At 65.6% G+C, this 16931-nt stretch carries 13 protein-coding genes and 1 pseudogene; 6 read left to right on the top strand and 8 right to left on the bottom strand.

The annotated features are described in order from the left end of the window. Positions 1 to 59: 59 nt before the first annotated feature. The 6 genes from JQ580_RS31500 to JQ580_RS31475 form a co-directional block, all read right to left on the bottom strand. Entirely contained in the window at positions 60 to 1508 is a 1449-nt protein-coding gene (locus JQ580_RS31500) for an aldehyde dehydrogenase family protein (RefSeq protein WP_212284968.1), read from the bottom strand. A gap of 81 nt (positions 1509 to 1589) precedes the next feature. Beyond that, positions 1590 to 2933: a glucarate dehydratase gene (gene gudD / locus JQ580_RS31495; RefSeq protein ID WP_212284897.1), complete on the bottom strand. Its 1344-nt coding sequence runs from the start codon at positions 2931 to 2933 to the stop codon at positions 1590 to 1592. Between the two features lie 25 nt (positions 2934 to 2958). Beyond that, positions 2959 to 3903 (bottom strand): 5-dehydro-4-deoxyglucarate dehydratase, encoded by a 945-nt coding sequence (kdgD, locus tag JQ580_RS31490; RefSeq protein WP_212284895.1) that lies wholly within the window; start codon positions 3901 to 3903, stop codon positions 2959 to 2961. A 128-nt stretch (positions 3904 to 4031) separates the two neighbouring features. Then, positions 4032 to 4937 (bottom strand): LysR family transcriptional regulator, encoded by a 906-nt coding sequence (locus tag JQ580_RS31485; RefSeq protein ID WP_212284893.1) that lies wholly within the window; start codon positions 4935 to 4937, stop codon positions 4032 to 4034. 354 nt (positions 4938 to 5291) lie between these two features. Beyond that, entirely contained in the window at positions 5292 to 7241 is a 1950-nt protein-coding gene (locus JQ580_RS31480; RefSeq protein ID WP_212284891.1) for an SGNH/GDSL hydrolase family protein, read from the bottom strand. 86 nt (positions 7242 to 7327) lie between these two features. After that, positions 7328 to 8410, bottom strand: coding sequence for a lysylphosphatidylglycerol synthase transmembrane domain-containing protein (locus JQ580_RS31475; RefSeq protein WP_212284889.1), 1083 nt, complete (start codon positions 8408 to 8410; stop codon positions 7328 to 7330). A 430-nt stretch (positions 8411 to 8840) separates the two neighbouring features. Here JQ580_RS31475 and JQ580_RS31470 point away from each other — a divergent pair, with 430 nt between their 5' ends. The 3 genes and pseudogenes from JQ580_RS31470 to JQ580_RS31460 all read left to right on the top strand — a co-directional run bounded on the left by JQ580_RS31470 (position 8841) and on the right by JQ580_RS31460 (position 12716). Further along, on the top strand, positions 8841 to 9347 hold the full coding sequence (locus JQ580_RS31470) for a YciE/YciF ferroxidase family protein (protein WP_212284887.1): 507 nt from the start codon (positions 8841 to 8843) through the stop codon (positions 9345 to 9347). Between the two features lie 202 nt (positions 9348 to 9549). Further along, positions 9550 to 10138 (top strand): annotated as a pseudogene (locus JQ580_RS31465) (MFS transporter); the annotation flags it as partial. A 178-nt stretch (positions 10139 to 10316) separates the two neighbouring features. Then, positions 10317 to 12716 (top strand): EAL domain-containing protein, encoded by a 2400-nt coding sequence (locus JQ580_RS31460; RefSeq protein ID WP_212284885.1) that lies wholly within the window; start codon positions 10317 to 10319, stop codon positions 12714 to 12716. Between the two features lie 2 nt (positions 12717 to 12718). On the opposite strand, the gene JQ580_RS31455 is transcribed toward JQ580_RS31460, so the two are convergent. Then, positions 12719 to 13153 (bottom strand): hypothetical protein, encoded by a 435-nt coding sequence (locus JQ580_RS31455; protein WP_212284883.1) that lies wholly within the window; start codon positions 13151 to 13153, stop codon positions 12719 to 12721. A 77-nt stretch (positions 13154 to 13230) separates the two neighbouring features. Between JQ580_RS31455 and JQ580_RS31450 the strand changes: the two genes are divergently transcribed. Together JQ580_RS31450 and JQ580_RS31445 are read left to right on the top strand one after the other, a co-directional pair. After that, a complete protein-coding gene (locus JQ580_RS31450; protein WP_212284881.1) occupies positions 13231 to 13818 on the top strand; it encodes a hypothetical protein in 588 nt (195 codons plus the stop codon). Positions 13819 to 13862: 44 nt separating this feature from the next. Next, positions 13863 to 14477, top strand: coding sequence for a YdcF family protein (locus JQ580_RS31445; protein ID WP_249134581.1), 615 nt, complete (start codon positions 13863 to 13865; stop codon positions 14475 to 14477). 24 nt (positions 14478 to 14501) lie between these two features. Here the strand turns inward: JQ580_RS31445 and JQ580_RS31440 are convergent, their stop codons facing one another. Beyond that, a complete protein-coding gene (locus JQ580_RS31440; protein ID WP_212284879.1) occupies positions 14502 to 15845 on the bottom strand; it encodes an aminotransferase-like domain-containing protein in 1344 nt (447 codons plus the stop codon). A 186-nt stretch (positions 15846 to 16031) separates the two neighbouring features. On the opposite strand from JQ580_RS31440, the gene JQ580_RS31435 reads away from it, so the two are divergent. Beyond that, positions 16032 to 16268 (top strand): DUF1127 domain-containing protein, encoded by a 237-nt coding sequence (locus JQ580_RS31435; protein WP_212284877.1) that lies wholly within the window; start codon positions 16032 to 16034, stop codon positions 16266 to 16268. The last annotated feature ends 663 nt before the right edge of the window (positions 16269 to 16931 follow it).

The following is a 16931-nucleotide window of genomic DNA, read 5'->3' as shown; positions in this document are numbered from 1 at the left end:
ACCGAACGTCACCGGCGGGCACGCTTCGCTTTGCCCACCCTACGATATCTTCCCCGCGCTTAGCCCGGGAACGTATAGGCCGTCTTCACCGTGGTGTAGAACTCGCGCGCGTAGGAGCCCTGCTCGCGGGCGCCGTAGCTCGAGCCCTTCCGGCCGCCGAACGGCACGTGATAGTCGACGCCGGCGGTCGGCAGATTGACCATCACCATGCCGGACTCGCTGTTGCGCTTGTAGTGCGAGGCGTATTTCAGGCTGGTGGTGCAAATGCCCGAGGCGAGGCCGAACTCGGTGTCGTTGGAGATCGCCAGCGCTTCCTCGTAGTTCTTGGCGCGGATGACCGCGGCAACGGGCCCGAAGATCTCCTCGCGCGCGATGCGCATGTTGTTGTTGGCCTCGGTGAACAGCGCCGGCTGGAGGTAGTGGCCGGGCGTCTCGCGCTTGAGCAGCTCGCCGCCGAAGGCGAGCTTGGCGCCCTCGTCCTGACCGATCTTGATGTAGCGCAGGTCCTGGTCGAGCTGGCTCTGGTCCACGACCGGGCCGATATGCACGCCGGCCTTGAGCGCGTCGTCGACCGACAGGCCGTTCAGGCGCTCGGCCATCGCCGCGACGAAGCGGTCGTGGATGCCTTCGGTGACGATGAGGCGGGACGACGCGGTGCAGCGCTGGCCGGTCGAGAAATAGGCGCCGTTGACGGCGACCTCGACGGCGGTCTTCAGGTCGGCGTCGTCGAGCACGACCAGCGGATTCTTGCCGCCCATCTCCAGCTGGAATTTCTTCATCGGGTTCGAGAGCACGCAGGCCTGCGCGATCTTGCGGCCGGTCTGCACCGAGCCGGTGAAGGAGATTGCAGCCACATCCGGATGCTCGAGCAGGGTCTGGCCGACCACCGAGCCGGAGCCGACCACGAGGTTGAAGACGCCGGCCGGAATGCCGGACTTTGCAATGATCTCGGAGAGCGCATGCGCGCAGCCCGGCACCAACTCGGCCGGCTTGAACACCACGGTGTTGCCGTAGCAGAGCGCGGGCGCGATCTTCCAGGCCGGGATCGCGATCGGGAAATTCCAAGGTGTGATCATGCCGACGACGCCCATCGGCTCACGGGTGAGCTCGACGTCGAGACCGGGACGCACCGAGGCGCCCTTTTCGCCGATCAGCCGCAGCGCCTCGCCGGCGAAGAACGCGAAGATCTGGCCGGCGCGCGCGACCTCGCCGACGCCCTCCGGCAGCGTCTTGCCTTCCTCGCGGGCGAGCAGGCGGCCGAGTTCTTCCTTGCGGGCGAGGATTTCGAGCGAGATCTTGTTCAGCGCGTCGTAGCGCACCTGCGGGGTCGACTGCGCCCAGGCCGGGAAGGCGGCCTTGGCGGCGGCGATCGCCTTCTCGGTCTGCGCCTTGTCGGCCTTGGCGTATTCGCCGACGACGTCGTTGGTGTTGGAAGGGTTGATGTTCCTGGTGACGCCGGAGCCGTCGACCCATTCGCCGCCGATGAAGTTCTTCAGGATCGCAGTCATCATTTTCCTCCGAGTCATTCAAGGGGCATATCCCTATCGGAAAACCGCTGTCCAATTTTCCGGGATCACGCCTGAAGTATTTTAACGCACGAGGCAGGGACGCTTGTCGTCGAAGGTCCAGCCCGGGATCAGGTCCTGCATGGCAATAGCGTCATCGCGGGCACCGAGTCCATGCTGCTTGTAGAGGTCATGCGCCGCGTCGATGGCGGCCCTGTCGATTTCGATACCCAGGCCCGGGCTATCAGGGACGGCAATCTTGCCGCCCTTGATCTGAAGCGGCTCCCTGGTGAGGGCCTGGCCGTCCTGCCAGATCCAGTGGGTGTCGATCGCGGTAACCTTGCCGGGGGCGGCGGCGCCGACATGGGTGAACATGGCCAGCGAAATGTCGAAATGGTTGTTGGAGTGCGAGCCCCAGGTCAGGCCGTTGTCACGGCAGGTCTGGGCCACCCGCACCGAGCCCTGCATGGTCCAGAAATGGGGATCGGCGAGCGGAATGTCCACCGCGCCGAGCCGCAGAGCGTGGGTGAGCTGGCGCCAGTCGGTCGCGATCATGTTGGTCGCGGTCGGCAGCCCAGTGGCGCGGCGGAACTCGGCCATGATCTCGCGGCCGGAGAAGCCGGCCTCGGCGCCGCAGGGGTCCTCGGCATAGGCGAGGATGCCGTGCATGTCCTTGCAGAGGCTGATCGCCTCGTCGAGCGACCAGGCGCCGTTGGGGTCGAGCGTCACGCGCGCGTCCGGAAAACGCTGTGCGATCGCGGTGACGGCCTCGATCTCCTGCTCGCCACGCAGCACGCCGCCCTTCAGCTTGAAATCGGCGAAGCCGTAGTGGTCGTGGGTGGCTTCCGCGAGCCGCACCACGGTCTCCGGCGTCATCGCCTCCTGGTGGCGGAGGTTGAACCATTCGGGTTTGCCGGTCTCGCCGCTGACGTAGTTCAGCTTGCTCTTGCGGCGGTCACCGACGAAGAAGAGATAGCCGAGCGTCTCGACGCTGTTGCGCTGCTGACCCTCGCCGAGCAGCGCGGCTACGGGCAGGTTGAGATGCTGGCCGAGCAGATCGAGGAGAGCCGACTCGACCGCCGTGACCGCGTGGATCATCACGCGGAGGTCAAATGTCTGCTTGCCGCGGCCGCCGGCATCGCGGTCGGCGAACGCGGTGCGGATATCGGCGAGGATGTTGTTCATCGCGCCGACGGTCTTGCCGATCACAAGATCCCTGGCGTCCTGTAGCGTCTGCAAGATATTCTGCCCGCCCGGCACCTCGCCGACGCCGGTGTGGCCGGCATTGTCGGTGAGGATGACGATGTTGCGGGTGAAGAACGGCGCGTGCGCGCCACTGAGGTTGAGGAGCATGCTGTCGCGGCCCGCGACCGGGATCACCTGCATCGCGGTGACGACGGGTGCGCCGGAAATCTCGGTCAGGGCCATCGTTCGCTCCTCGCTGGTGTCGTCCTTATTCTGCCGCTTGTTGTGTCGATCGGATGGCGGGCAGATTCTTCACCAGCGCGGTCACCTCCGCGATCTCCTGCTCGGTGAGGTCGGTGAGCGGCGGGCGGACCGGGCCGGAATCGCGGCCGATCACCTTCATGCCGGCCTTGATGATCGAGACGGCATAGCCCTTCTTGCGGTTGCGGATCGCGATCAGCGGCAGGATGAAGTCCTTCAGCCCCGCCTGGATCGTGGCATGGTCGCGCTTGCGCACAGCGGCATAGAAGTTGGTGGCGAATTCCGGAACGAAGTTGAACACGGCCGAGGAATAGGTCGTCACGCCCATGTCGAGATAGGGCAGCGCGAAGGTCTCGGCGGTCGGCAGGCCGCCGATATAGGTCAGGCGATCGCCGAGCTTGGTGTAGACGCGGGTCATCAGCTCGATGTCGCCGATGCCGTCCTTGTAGCCGACGAGGTTCGGGCAGCGCTCGCCGAGCCGCGCCAGCGTGTCGGGCTGCAGGATCGCGTTGTCGCGGTTGTAGACGATGACGCCGATCTTCACGGCGGCGCAGACCGCCTCGACATGAGCGGCAAGGCCGTCCTGCTCGGCGTGGGTGAGATAGGGCGGCAGCAGCAGCAGGCCGTCGGCGCCGGCCTTCTCGGCACCAACAGCGATCTCGCGGGCGATCGCGGTGCCGTAGCCGGTGCCGGCGAGCACGGGTACGCGGCCCTTGGTCTCGTCCACCGCGATCCTGACGACTTCAGGGACCTCGGTCGGCGTCAGCGAGAAGAACTCGCCGGTGCCGCCGGCGGCGAACAGGCCGGCGACGTCATAGCCGCACAGCCAGTCCATGTTGGCGCGGTAAGTCGCCTCGTCGAACGAGTAATCCGCCTTGAAGGGCGTGACGGGGAAAGACAGAAGGCCCGACCCGATCTTCCGGGCCATTTCCTGCGGGGTCATCTTGCTCACGCGCGCTGCTCCGTCATTGCGTGTTGGGGAGGACGTCACCGTCATCTGCGCGTCCATGCGCCGTGGTTTAGGAGACCGTTCGATGCGGGTCCAAGCCAAACCCTATATCGACCGATGCGAAATCAGCATCAATCTTCCGTTGGCTCCGCCGAGGCCAGCTCGCCGGCGATCCTGACCAGCGCCGACAGCAGCGGATTCTCGTCGTCGCGGCGCCAGACCATGAACAACTCGACGGGAACGCGCGTGCGCAGCTTCAGCGGGCGCAGGCGAACGTCGGAAATCTTCAGGCTTGCTGCCGCCGCCGGCACGATGGCAAGGCCGAGGCCGGCACGCACCATGGCGAGGATCGAATGGATCTGGCTGAGATGCTGGACATAGCGCGGCAGCACGTCGGCGCGGGTGAACAGCGCCACCAGCAGATCGTGGAAGTAGCGGCTCTCATAGGGCGAGTACATCACGAAGGGCTGGTCGTCGAAATCCTTGATGGTGATGCTGTCGGCATTCGCCAGCGGGTGCTTCTTCGGAATCGCGGCGAGCAGGGGCTCGGCCACGACGCGGCGGCTGGTGAGTTCGGGCCGCGCGATCGGCGGCCTGAGCAGACCGGCGTCGATCTGGCCCGAGGTCAGCGCCTCGAACTGGTCGCCCGACACCATCTCCTTCAACGAAAAATCCACCTCCGGCAGCTTGGCGCGGCAGGCGGCGACGAGTTCGGGCAGGAAGCCGTAAGCCGCGGCCGCGGTGAAGCCGATCTTCAGCGAGCCGGTCTTGCCGAGCGCGATGCGCCGGGCGACCTGCGAGGCGCTCTCGGCAAGCTTGAGGATGCGCCGTGCCTCCGGCAGGAAGCTGCGCCCAGCCGGCGTCAGGCGCACCGAGCGGCTGGTACGCTCCAGCAAGGGCGCATCGATGATGTGTTCGAGCACCTGGATCTGCCGTGACAGTGGCGGCTGGGTCATGTTCAGCCGCGTCGCGGCGCGGCCGAAATGCAATTCCTCCGCCACCGTGACGAAACAGCGGAGTTGGTTGAGGTCGAACATCGATACATGCCTTAAATGGATAAGGCGTTTCCCCGGTACTTCTAGCATCGATCATCCCCAAAACAAAGACGGCGGCTTTGGGGCCGCCGTTGAGTTGCCTGGTCAGCTCCCATCGGGAGCCCTCAGGAGGAACGTTTGAGCGTCACCCGCTCGATCTTGCAGACGACCCACCAAGGCGAGTCGTAGAGGTCCGCGCGGCGAGGTGTCCAAGTTCAAGGCAGCATTGATCGATGCCGTTTTTGGATTGATGGAGCGATGGTGGGGGATGCAAATCCGCGATTGCGGGTGCCGCATACCCGCAGGGAGCAAACCGAGATGCGGGAAGTTGCCCGCGCGACGATACCGTCGTCCCCGCTATTGCTGCGCGCCGCCCAGCAGCGGCGCGAGCAGGCTGCGCGTAACGCCCGGCGGCACCGCATTGAGCCCGAGCACCGTGCTTGCTGCCGGCAGCGCCGCATCCGCCATCGCCGCATGCCCCTCCGCGCTCGGATGCACCGCGCCGCCGTAGACGGCGGAGAGCACGCCCCAGGTCGCGTCATGAATGTCGGTCGGCTGGCTCGCTGCCGGCAATCCTTGCGGATAGGTCATCGCGGCGAAATAGCTGTCATTGGCATCGCGGATCCAGCGCGCGCGGGGCAGATAGGCGCGATATTCCGAGGCGCCGCGGCCGCACAGCATCGGCTGGCTCGCCGCGCTCACGATGTCGGGGTTGAAGCTCTGGCCGTTCTCGGCAAAGCAGCTGCGGTCGAATTCGGGGTCGTTGCCCGAATGGGCGCAGAAGCCGTGATCGGCGAACGCAGCCTGGTGCGCGTCGACGAAGGTCATGCGGTCGGCTTCGGGATCGCGGCACAGCGCGCCGCGGGTGCAGGTGGCGAGCCCCTTCAGTTGCGGCAGGAACTCGGTGTCGACGAAGGTCGAGACGCGCGCCAGACGCTGCGGATCGGCGTTGAACGCCGGATGGATGTCGAAGCCGGCCTTGCCGCCGCGGCAGGGCACGCCGCCCTCGGCGAGCGCGGGGTTGGCGTAGGAGACATAGACGACGTGCGAGAGGTCGCCGCCGACCAGTGGCTTGAGCGCCTCGCGCAGCTTTGCGAAATTCTGCGGCAGTTCGCGCGCCAGCACGTCGCGGGAATCGTCGACGGTTGCCATCACGCCGGAGCGGCGGAACAGCGCGCGCTCGGTCGCGGTCTCGACGATCACGTCGGCGACGAGACCGGAGAAATAGACGTCGTTGGCGCCGACCGACAGCAGGACGAGGTCGAGCGTGCGGTCCGGCTGGCGCTTTTTTGCTGCGGTGAGCGCCTCGCGCAACTCGGCGACTTGCGCGTTCACGCTGGTGTTGCAGACACCGGTCTTGCCGGGCGGGCATTCGCGGGCCCGCTGCGAGCCGAGCAGGCCGTCGCCGATGCTGGCACCGGTGCAGGCGAGCGGGAGATAAGTCACGGCGATGTGGGTGTAGCGCACCGCGAGCGCCAGCGCGGTGCGGGTCTGGTAGCTGTAGAGCGAGCGGTGGCACGGCGAGTTAAACCAGAGCGCGCTGTAGCGCTGCCAGTTGGCGAGCGTATCCGGCGCCTCGCAGGCACGGCCGCCCTTGAAGCCATGGCGGCTCGGCCGGTAGTACTGCGCGCCGGCGGTGCCGAGATAGGAGCGGAAGCAAAAGCCCTCGTCCGACAGCGCCAGCGGCCGGTCCGGATTGCCTTCGCCGGAGGCGATGCTGTCCCCGAGGCCGGCGACGAAGATGTCGCGGACCTGGATCTCGGTCTGGACGCGCTGGGTCGGATCCGAGCCGGAAGAGACGTCGACCGTCGCGACTGTCTGCTTGCCGTAGCGGACGCGCAGATTGATCGGCTCGGCGCAGTCGAAGGTCGATTGCTGAGGCCCGTCGCCGTCGTCGAACGACCATGCACAGGTGGCGCCGACCGGCACCGCTCCGGTGAGGCGCACGGTGACGGGATGGTCGATCGGGGTCAGGTAGTTTTCCTTGGTATTATCACGGGTGCATGGCTGGTTGACCCGGCCCTGCAGGTCGATGCAGAGCCGGTTGACCATGTTGCGGGCCCAGCCGCGGCCCTCGCTCTGGAGCTCAAGCGATTGCTCGGTGGCCAGGATGCTGCGGTTGCGGGCGTTCTCGACATGGAGCAGGAAGTCGCGCTCCTCGCGGAACAGCCGGAAGCGGTTGCGCACCTCCCAATTGATCTGCAGGGCGCCATCCTGAGCGCTGGCGCGCTCCGGCGGCATGGCAATCAGTATCCCGGTAAGCAACAGGGCGCCTGCGGAGAGGGTGCGAAGAAATGAAGGGATCATGACCCTCGTCTTCAACGGCAAAGTTGAGGCGGAAATAAGAGAGCATTGCTCTGCCGCCCGCAACCCCTCCGGATTCGGACCGTGACCTACCGTTTGTTGGCCTGCCGGAGTGCCCGCTCGCGCTCCATCGTCGCCACCTGCTTTGGCAGATTGGCCTGCGCGCAGGCCTCCGCCAGCCGCCTTCGCTCCTGCCAGGGCTCGACCACGTTCATCCAGAGTTCGCGCGTCCCCATGACGGAAATGGCGAGGCCGAACGGGATCACGAAATAGAGGATGCGGAACACCAGCAGCGTCGCCAGGAGCTGCTCGCGGCCGAATTCGGGCAGGGCCAGCAGCATGGCGGCATCGAACACACCGATAGAGCCGGGGGCGTGGCTGGCGAAGCCGAGCAGTGTCGCCAGGATGAACACCACGGCCAGCGACATGAAGTCGATCGGCGGGTTCGCCGGCATCAGCAGGTACATCGCCGTGGCGCAGAAGCCGAGATCGACGACCCCGATCAAGATCTGGACCAGCGTCAGCGGTGCCGACGGCAACACCACCTTCCAACCCTTTTGGCCAAGCTCGCGCCGCTTCTCGCCCATCGTGAGCCAGACCAGATAGGCGCCGATCGAGGCAAGCCCGCCAAGCGCGATCAGCCGGTTGATCGAGGAGGGGAGTTGATCCATCGAGGAGGCCGCATCCGGATGGATCGCCATGCCGATCGACAGCACGAAGATGTTACCGAGCCAGAAGGTCAGGCCCGACAGGAAGCAGATCTTGGCAACGTCGATCGCGTTCAGCCCATAGTCCGAATAAATCCGGAAGCGGATCGCGCCCCCGGTAAAGACCGTGGCACCGATGTTGTGGCCGATCGAATAGGACGTGAAGCTGGAGAGCGCCGCAATGCGGTACGGCACGTGCTTCTTGCCGATCGTTCGCAGTGCAAAAAAATCGTAGAAGGTCAGCGTACAGAACGCGAAGAACACGCAGATCGCCGCCAGCCCGATGCTCCCGCGGGGTATCTCGGTCAACGCGGTCAGGATGACCCCGGTATCGATGCCCTTGAGGGTTCGCACCAGCGAGGTGATCGCGAAGGCGATGATGAAGATGCTCGCGGCGACTCCAAGCCGTCGCCAGCCGATCCATCTCTTGAACCCGCGCTTCAGCGCTGGCAGCAGTCCGTGCATTCATCCTCCCGGCGGGGGGCAAAGACCCTCCGGGCCAGGCATTGGCCGGTCGGGTGCGATCATGGCCAAAGGCAGGCATCGATCGCTAGGCATGATCCAGATCATTTAAGGCATAAACAGCAGCTTGTGCAGCCCTTGACAACAATAGGTTCTGCGCCGGACCGGTCCCCTTGTCATACGCGGTTCACATCGGTGGCGCGTTAAGCATACGAGTCGTGAGCCTGATCCCTTCTCGCACATGAAGGATGTCGACACGATCTTCGATACCGACACCATCCGCATTGTTCCAGCGCAAGTCATCCGGGTCTTTTTGGAACGCCGGTGCCGCGCACTCGTTGGGCCCCATCAGCAACCGGACACGGCGGAACAAGCGGCTTTTTCGTGCAAGCCCGCCGCCTTCGTGTTCCAGAAATTGGAAGAGGACGGAACGATGGGACTGTTCACAAAAGACATCAAGACCATGAACGACCTGTTCGTGCACCAGCTCCAGGACATCTATTACGCCGAGCAGCAGCTCACCAAGGCGCTGCCGAAGATGGCTGCCAAGGCCACCGATCCGCAGCTGAAACAGGGCTTTTTGACGCACCTCGAAGAAACCAGGCAGCACGTCGCGCGGCTGGAGGAGGTCTTCAAGATGCACGGCGTCGCCGCGAAGGCGGTCGACTGTCCGGCGATCGACGGTATCATCGAGGAAGCCGAGGAGACTGCCGGCGAAGTCGCCGACAAGGCGGTGCTCGATGCCGCTCTGATCAACGCGGCGCAGGCCGCCGAACATTATGAGATCGTGCGCTATGGCAGCCTGATCGCCTGGGCCAAGCAACTCGGCCGCAACGACTGCGCGGCAGTGCTCGCAAAGACGCTCGAGGAGGAAAAGGCGACTGATCAGAAGCTGACCAAGCTCGCCGAGAGCAAGGTGAATCTGCGCGCGGCAAGCTGATGCACGTATCCTAATCCAAGCGCCGCGCGGTCCTCCGCGCGGCGCTTTTTGTCATCATCAATCGGGCTGTCATGCCCGCCTGCACGGAGACGACACTGGTTGGCCAGCCGGCTGTCTGCTGCAGTGATGCTTCGGTCGTTGTCGAAGCATGGCGCCGGTGCATCGCGTATATTTCGCATGGGGCTGCAACCGAGGCGGCAGCATGCGTGCCAGCACCATTCATTATGCACCCTTTGACGATCGAACCGCTGCTCGGCGTGCCGGCTCGCGCGTTGCTACCACGCTCACGCTCGCCGCGATGAGCCTCGGCTATGGCGTGGTGCAACTCGACGTCACCATCGTCAACACCGCGCTCGATGCGATGGGCAAGACGCTCGGCGGCGGCGTCGCCGAGCTGCAATGGGTGGTCAGCGCCTACACCATCGCCTTTGCCGCCTTCATCCTCACGGCCGGCGCGCTCGGCGACCGGATCGGAGCCAAGCGCGTCTTCCATGGCGGGCTTCGCCATCTTCACCGCGGCCTCGCTCGCCTGCGCGGTGTCGCCCAATGCGGCGCTGCTGATCGGCGCGCGGCTGGCCCAGGGATTGGCCGCAGCGATCCTGGTGCCGAATTCGCTAGCGCTGCTCAATCATGCCTATCCGGACGACCGCGCGCGCGGCCGCGCTGTCGCGGTCTGGGCGGCCGGCGCGAGCCTTGCGCTCACTGCCGGCCCCTTCGTCGGCGTCGCGCTGTTCGGCTCGCTCGTGGCCGCGCAAGGTGCGTTCATGACGGGGTTCCATGTGTCGTTGCTCATATCAGCGTCGGTCCTGCTGCTCGCGGCATTCGTGATCGGTTTCGGTGTTCCGGCGTGGGATGAACAATCCGATTGAATGGACAAAGCTTCCGTTCACCATTGCCGTAGCTGGCGCGTAGCCAGTTACCACCTGTCCATTATTGTCGGGTGATGTGCGGGTCGATCAGAGGCCCGCAATGCATCAAGTTCTCTACTGTCTCACCGACGAGCACGATTGGCGGCTGGTCGCGCTTGGCGGCGCGGTGTGTCTGCTCGCCAGCGCGGCGGCGATCAGCTTGTTCCACCGGGCGCGGGCGACCAAGGGCGTCGGGCGGCTGGCCTGGCTCGGCCTCGACGCGGCCGTCAGCGGCTGCGGGATCTGGGCGACGCATTTCATTGCGATGCTCGCCTACGGACCGGGCGGCGCCGGTGCCTACAACATTCCAGTGACGATCCTGTCGTTGATCTTCGCGATCTCCGTGACCTTCGTGGGGCTGAGCATCGCCGTGTCGTCCTCGCGAGCGGCGTCGATTCTTCTCGGCGGCGCCATCGTCGGCAGCGGTGTCGCGGCGATGCATTTCACCGGCATGGCGGCGCTGGAGATACCGGCGCGCGTCGACTGGATCGGAAGCACGGTCTCCGTCTCGGTGCTGTCAGGTATCGTCTTTGCCGCACTTGCATTGCTCGTGGCCGCGCGGCGCGATGACCTCTTCCATGCACTGACGGCCACGGTCCTGCTGACGGTCGCCATCGTCGCGCATCATTTCACCGCCATGGGCGCGGTGGTGCTGACGCCGGATCCGACACTTGCAATCGGCGGCCTCTCGATTCCGCCGGCCTCGCTGTCCTTGCTCACCGCCAGCGCCGCGGTTGCGATCATCGCGATCGCGCTGGTGGCTGCACTGCTCGACCGCCGCGCCAAGGTCGAACTGGGCGCGCAGCAGATGGTGTTGGATACGGCGCTCGAGAATATGTCGCAGGGTCTTTGCATGTTCGATGCGGACGGCAAGATCATGCTGTTCAACGAGCGCTATGCGGCCATGCTTCGTCGCACCGATATCGCGCTGACCGGCCGCTTGCTGGTCGACGTGCTCAGGGAGGAGCAGGCCAAGGGTGAGTGGCAGGGCGATGCCGATGAATTTTTCGCCCGCCTCGTCGCCGACGCGCGCGAGGGCCGCACCACGACGGACGCCGTCAACCGGTTCGGCCGGTCCATCCGGGTGGTCAATCAGCCGATGCAGGGCGGCGGCTGGGTTGCGACCTTCGAGGACGTCACCGAATGGCTGGAGGCGCAGGCCAAGATCTCGCACATGGCGCGCCATGACGCGCTGACGGGCCTGCCGAACCGCGTGCTGTTCCACGAGCAGCTGGAGCAGGGACTGCGCCGGACCAGGTCGGGCGATCAGCTCGCGGTGCTTTGTCTCGATCTCGATCACTTCAAGGACATCAACGATTCGCTCGGCCATCCCATCGGCGACGCGCTGCTGAAGGAGGTCGGCCGCAGGCTGGCGGCCGCCGTCGGCGAGAGCGACACCGTGGCGCGACTGGGCGGCGACGAGTTCGCGGTGGTCCAGGTCGGTCGTTCCGAGGAAACCGCCGCGAGATCGCTTGCCGGCCGGCTCGTCGAGGTCATCTCGGCGCCCTACGAGATCGACGACCATCAGATCGTGATCGGCGTCTCGATCGGCATCTCGCTGTCGCCGCAGGACGGTAGCGATCCGAGCGAATTGCTGAAGAATGCCGACCTAGCGCTCTACCGCGCCAAGGCGGACGGCCGCGGCACCTATCGCTTCTTCGAGACCGGAATGGATGCGCGCGCACAGGCGCGGCGCCTCCTGGAAATGGACCTGCGCGCGGCGCTGCAGCGCGACGAGTTCGAGGCCTATTACCAGCCGATCCGCGACGTCGCCAGCGGCCGCGTCGTCGCCTTCGAGGCGCTGCTGCGCTGGAATCATCCGCAGCGTGGCCTGATCGCACCCATCGACTTCATTCCGCTGGCCGAGGAGACCGGACTGATCCTCCAGCTCGGAGAATTCGTGCTGCGCTCGGCCTGCACGGATGCCGTCACCTGGCCGGACGATGTCGATCTCGCCGTTAATTTGTCGCCGGTTCAATTCAAGAATCCGAACCTGATCGCCTCCGTGATCGCAGCGCTCACCGCCTCGGGACTGGATGCGCGCCGTCTCGAGCTCGAGATCACCGAATCCGTGCTGCTGCAGAACAGCGAGGCGACGCTGGCCACGCTGCATGATCTGCGCGCCATGGGCGTGCGCATCTCGCTGGACGATTTCGGCACCGGCTATTCGTCGCTGAGCTATCTGCGCAGCTTTCCGTTCGACAAGATCAAGATCGACCGCTCGTTCGTGTCGGAGCTGGCGACGCGCGAGGATTCCATGGCGATCATCCGCGCCGTGACCGGTCTCGGCCGCAGCCTCGGGATCGTCACCACTGCGGAAGGCGTCGAAAACGACGCGCAGCTCGAGCTGCTCAGGCGCGAGGGCTGCACCCAGGCGCAGGGCTATCTGTTCAGCAAGCCGCGGCCCGCCGCCGACGTGGCACTGATGCTGAACCGCCCGAGGCTGCTGGCGTCCGCCTGAAGTCAGCCGCGGCGCAGGGCGAAATGCGCGCCGCAGAATGCCATGACGGCGCCAAGGCACAGCGCTGCGAGCCCGGCCAGTACGCCTGAGATGGTCGGGACCGGACTTGGCGCCGAGGCCACCTGGCCCGCACCCGCGAGCAGCAGCACGCCGACCGCGATCAAAAACTGCCGCATCCGTTGCGGGATCTGGCCGGAGACCGCGCTCTGCATCAGCGTCGCCGTGAAATAACCGCCGGAGAAGCCGACCGAGGCGATCAGCCACCACGCGATCGCAGCGCCGGCCGGTATGAACTCATGCGTGTCGGAGCGCCAGAGACCGCCGAGGTCGAGCCCATAGCGCGCACCCAGCATGTGCACCGCAAGCGCGAGCAGCACGCCTGATATCATTGCGGCGCCGAGAATCAGGCGGCGCGGAAAAAAGGTCGTCTCAGCCATGCCCCGCTTGTAGGATGGGCGAGGGCGATCGCGCAAGCGGATCGCAGGCGGGATGGCTGACGGGATTGATTGTCGGGATGCAGGATTCAGAAGCTGAGACCGCGTCGGTCACGAGCTACGCCTACAAGGCGTCGCTGATCGGTTCGGCACATCGCTTCGAGCTGACCGGGCAGGGGCTGTCCTGGCACATCGGCGGCCGATCCGGCCTGTGGCCTTACGACGAGATCAGCGCGATCCGGCTGTCGTTCCGTCCGGTGTCGATGCAGCAGCACCGCTTTCGCGCCGATGTCACCCACAGCAGCGGCCGCCGTATCGCGATCCTGTCGACGAGTTGGCAGACCGCGGCGCTGATGGCGCCGCAGGACAACGGCTTTCGCGCCTTCATCCTCGCGCTGCATGCGAGGATGGCGAAGGCAGGCAGCCGCGCAACGCTGACGGCGGGGCTCGGCCGCACCGCCTATGCGGCAATGCTGGCGTTCCTGGCGGTGCTGACGGTGGCAATGGTCGGCCTTTTGATCCGGGCGCTTGTCAGCGGCGAGTTCGCCGGCGCGCTGTTCATCATCGGCTTTGCCGCGCTGTTCGCCTGGCAGGTCGGCGGCTTCGCGCGGCGCAACCAGCCGCAGAGCTATCGCTTCGATCAGGTGCCGCGCGCCCTGCTGCCCTAGGTGCAATCGGTCGCAATCAAACGTGACTTCGCGCAACCGCGCCGATGCCGCATCGTGCCGCCATGTCAGTCATGGACCGCAGTACACGTTTGCCGACGGCAGATGAGATCGATGGAATCAACCGCACCCATCTGATCGATACGCCGCTCCGGCCGGCCGATTTGCTGTTCCTGTTCGGCACCCGCGAGGACGTCGACTTGCGCGCCGACACCGCCGTTCGGCTGTGGCGCGAGGGCTATTTCCGGTGGTCGATTGTGAGCGGCGGCGTGACGCCTGGCTCGGAGCAATCCGAATGCACGCTCATCAAGGCGGCGATGGTCAATGCGGGCATTCCGGCAGAGCTTGTTCTTGAAGAGCATCGGGCGATGAACACCGGCGAGAATGTGATTTTCTCGCTGCCGATCCTTGATGCGGCGTTAGGGCTTTCGAACATCCGCAGCGTGATCTGCCTCGGAAACACCTGGACCGCGCGGCGCTATCCGATGACACTGCATCGGCATTGGCCGGAGGTCGAGAAAATACTGCTCACCGTCGACAGCTTCGCGACGCCGCGCGCACTGTGGCATACCGACGCCGAATTTTGCCGCCGCATGCTGCACGAATGGGATAAGATCGAGCCTTACAAGGCGAAAGGCTTCATCGCCGAATGGCCGGCGTAACCGGCACAAGGGCGCGCTCGCGAGCTACTCGGTGGAGTCGAAATCCTCTTCCTTGGTGCCGAGCAGCGAGACGATCGTGCGCAGGCCCGAGTCGAGTTGCTCGAAGGTCGGCGGAGCGAGGGCGAGGCGCACCGCATTCGGGGCATGGCCGTGGGCAATCGCGAAGGTGGAGGACGGCGTCAGCGCGATGCCGCGCCGCGCGGCGGCGGCGACGAAGGTCTGCGAGCGCCAGTGTGGAGGCAGGGTCAGCCAGAGATGATACGAGCGGGTGTCGGCGGCAATCTGGTAACCGGCGAGCAGCCTTGCTGCGGTCTGCTGCCGGCGCGCTGCGTCGATGCGTTTCAGCCGCGTCAGCTCGGCGACGGTGCCGTCGGCCATCAGCCGTTGTCCGGAGGCGAGCGCGTGGCCCGAGGCGATCCAGCCGCCGGTGCGGACCGCGCTCATCACGCTCTCGCGCAGGCGCGGCGGCGCCACGAGGATGCCGAGCGCAAGGCCCGGCGCGACCTTCTTGGACAGGCTGTCGATCACGATGCAGCGGTCCGGCCCGAGTGCGGCCAGCGGCGTGTCGTCGGCGAGGAAGCCGTAGACGGCGTCCTCGATGATGGTGAGGTCGAGCTTCTCGGCGACCCGCATGATGTCGGCGCGCCGCGTCGCGTTCATGGTGACGCCGAGCGGGTTCTGGATGATGGGCTGCAGATACAGCGCCGACAGATGCGCCTCGCGATGCGCTTTCTGGATCGCATCGGGACGAGCGCCGAATTCGTCCATGGGAATCGGGACCAGCGTGATGCCAAGCCGCGCCGCGATGCTCTTGACGTAAGGGTAGGTCAGCGCCTCGACGCCGCAACGGCCGCCGGTGGGGACGAGTGCTGCGAGCGCCGCGGCGAGCGATTGCTTGCCGTTGGCGGTGAAGACGATCTGCTCGGCCTGCGGCGCAAAATCCTTCCGCGCGAGATAGGCGGCAGCCGCATTGCGCGCGCTCTTGGTGCCGGTGCTGGTCGAGACCCGCAGCGCGGATTCCAGCGCGTCGACGCGCTCCAGCCCCGCGAGGCTCTTGGCGATCATCGCCCATTGCTGCGGCAATAGCGGATAATTGACCTCGAAATCGATCCGCGCATCGCGCGGCTCGCTCAAAGCTTCGACCTCGCGCCTGATGGCGCCGGAGATGAAAGTGCCGCGACCGACCTCGCCGACGACGAGCCCGCGGCGGAGCAACTCCGTATAAACCCGGCTCGCGGTCGAGACCGCGATGCCCCGGTCATAGGCAAAATTGCGCTGCGGCGGCAGCCGATCGCCGGGTCTTAACGTGCCATTAGAGATATCCGAGGCAATGGCATCGGCAAGCTTCACGTACTCGAACTTGGACATTATTGCACCGAGAGCAATGTTTCACTTGCTCCGAGTAGTGTACTGGAGCATTTAAGTTCCATCAAGGTCCGCGATTGAGCCGAGGTGAGCGAGAGCAATCCGACGGCAAATGAGGTGCAAGCGCTCACGCGTCTGTGCCAACGGCATTCGCTTCGCCGCGCGGACCAAAAGCCGGAGAAGAAAAAAATGACCACGATCTCGCAAACTGCCGGGCGGAATTTACGCCCATCCTCGACGGGCGGATTTTTCAGCATGCTCGCCCAGAGCGCCTATGCGCTCTTCAACAGCCTCGAGCGCCGCTCGGCCGTCAAGACATTGAGCGACCTCGACGACCGCGCCCTGCGCGACATCGGCATCACCCGCAGCCAGATCGAGGACGCCGTCTACGGGCAGGTCAAGGCCGAGCTGACGCGGTATCTGTAATTCATTCGGCCGTGTCCCGGACGCGCTGCAATGCTCTTTGCGTTGCGGTGCAGAGCCGGGGCCCAGCAGGCCACGGCACGTGCTGCAACATGCGCCCCGGCTCTGCAGCGCACCGCCGAAGAAGCGCTGCGCTGCGTCCGGGGCACGAGAGCGGTGTTCAACGGCACACATGATTGATCATCCTCGCGGCGCAATTCGCCCGAGCTTTGCTTCGTCGCTTCGCCCTTGATTGAAAGAGGGCGCAGGGAAGACCGGGCGCCGGCTGGCACCCGCGGTCCACTGTGCGAATCCTGCGTCATAAGGAAGCTGCACAGCGGCATACAGGTGGAGCCAGGACAGCCCGGCCTTCCCTGCGCAGTGGCTTTACGGCTTATGTCGTGATCTCCCCGGGGAGCGTTGCACTATTGCCCCCGTCGCCTTGCGGATGGCTGATGCGCTTGCCCGGTTGAGCAAGACACATCACCACAAGACTTGGCGCACAGACCCCGGGCGCCAGGACCACACGATTTTGCCGTACGCCGATCGCACCGGTCGTGTGCGCGAGGCGCCTTGCTCACGGTTGCCCGCCCTGCAAAACCCTTCGCGCCGATGCGATCTGCGTCCACCGCCGCCCGGCCCGCGTTCGTGACGATCGCGATACGCCCCTCTTCCTTGGGCCGGGTT

The organism is Bradyrhizobium sp. SZCCT0148 (genome assembly GCF_018129985.1).
GTDB lineage: Bacteria > Pseudomonadota > Alphaproteobacteria > Rhizobiales > Xanthobacteraceae > Bradyrhizobium > Bradyrhizobium japonicum_H.
The sequence above is the reverse complement of the archived record's forward strand: the minus strand, read 5'-3'. Positions and strand labels throughout refer to the sequence as shown.

Excerpts from the sequence above, each read along its gene's own strand:
- JQ580_RS31455 (WP_212284883.1), bottom strand. The coding sequence starts at position 13,153 with ATGGCTGAGACGACCTTTTTTCCGCGCCGCCTGATTCTCGGCGCCGCA.
- JQ580_RS31480 (WP_212284891.1), bottom strand. The coding sequence starts at position 7,241 with ATGATCCCTTCATTTCTTCGCACCCTCTCCGCAGGCGCCCTGTTGCTT.
- JQ580_RS31485 (WP_212284893.1), bottom strand. The coding sequence starts at position 4,937 with ATGTTCGACCTCAACCAACTCCGCTGTTTCGTCACGGTGGCGGAGGAA.
- JQ580_RS31450 (WP_212284881.1), top strand. The coding sequence starts at position 13,231 with ATGCAGGATTCAGAAGCTGAGACCGCGTCGGTCACGAGCTACGCCTAC.
- JQ580_RS31435 (WP_212284877.1), top strand. The coding sequence starts at position 16,032 with ATGACCACGATCTCGCAAACTGCCGGGCGGAATTTACGCCCATCCTCG.
- JQ580_RS31500 (WP_212284968.1), bottom strand. The coding sequence starts at position 1,508 with ATGACTGCGATCCTGAAGAACTTCATCGGCGGCGAATGGGTCGACGGC.
- JQ580_RS31460 (WP_212284885.1), top strand. The coding sequence starts at position 10,317 with ATGCATCAAGTTCTCTACTGTCTCACCGACGAGCACGATTGGCGGCTG.
- JQ580_RS31475 (WP_212284889.1), bottom strand. The coding sequence starts at position 8,410 with ATGCACGGACTGCTGCCAGCGCTGAAGCGCGGGTTCAAGAGATGGATC.
- JQ580_RS31470 (WP_212284887.1), top strand. The coding sequence starts at position 8,841 with ATGGGACTGTTCACAAAAGACATCAAGACCATGAACGACCTGTTCGTG.
- JQ580_RS31445 (WP_249134581.1), top strand. The coding sequence starts at position 13,863 with ATGCCGCATCGTGCCGCCATGTCAGTCATGGACCGCAGTACACGTTTG.
- gudD (WP_212284897.1), bottom strand. The coding sequence starts at position 2,933 with ATGGCCCTGACCGAGATTTCCGGCGCACCCGTCGTCACCGCGATGCAG.
- JQ580_RS31440 (WP_212284879.1), bottom strand. The coding sequence starts at position 15,845 with ATGTCCAAGTTCGAGTACGTGAAGCTTGCCGATGCCATTGCCTCGGAT.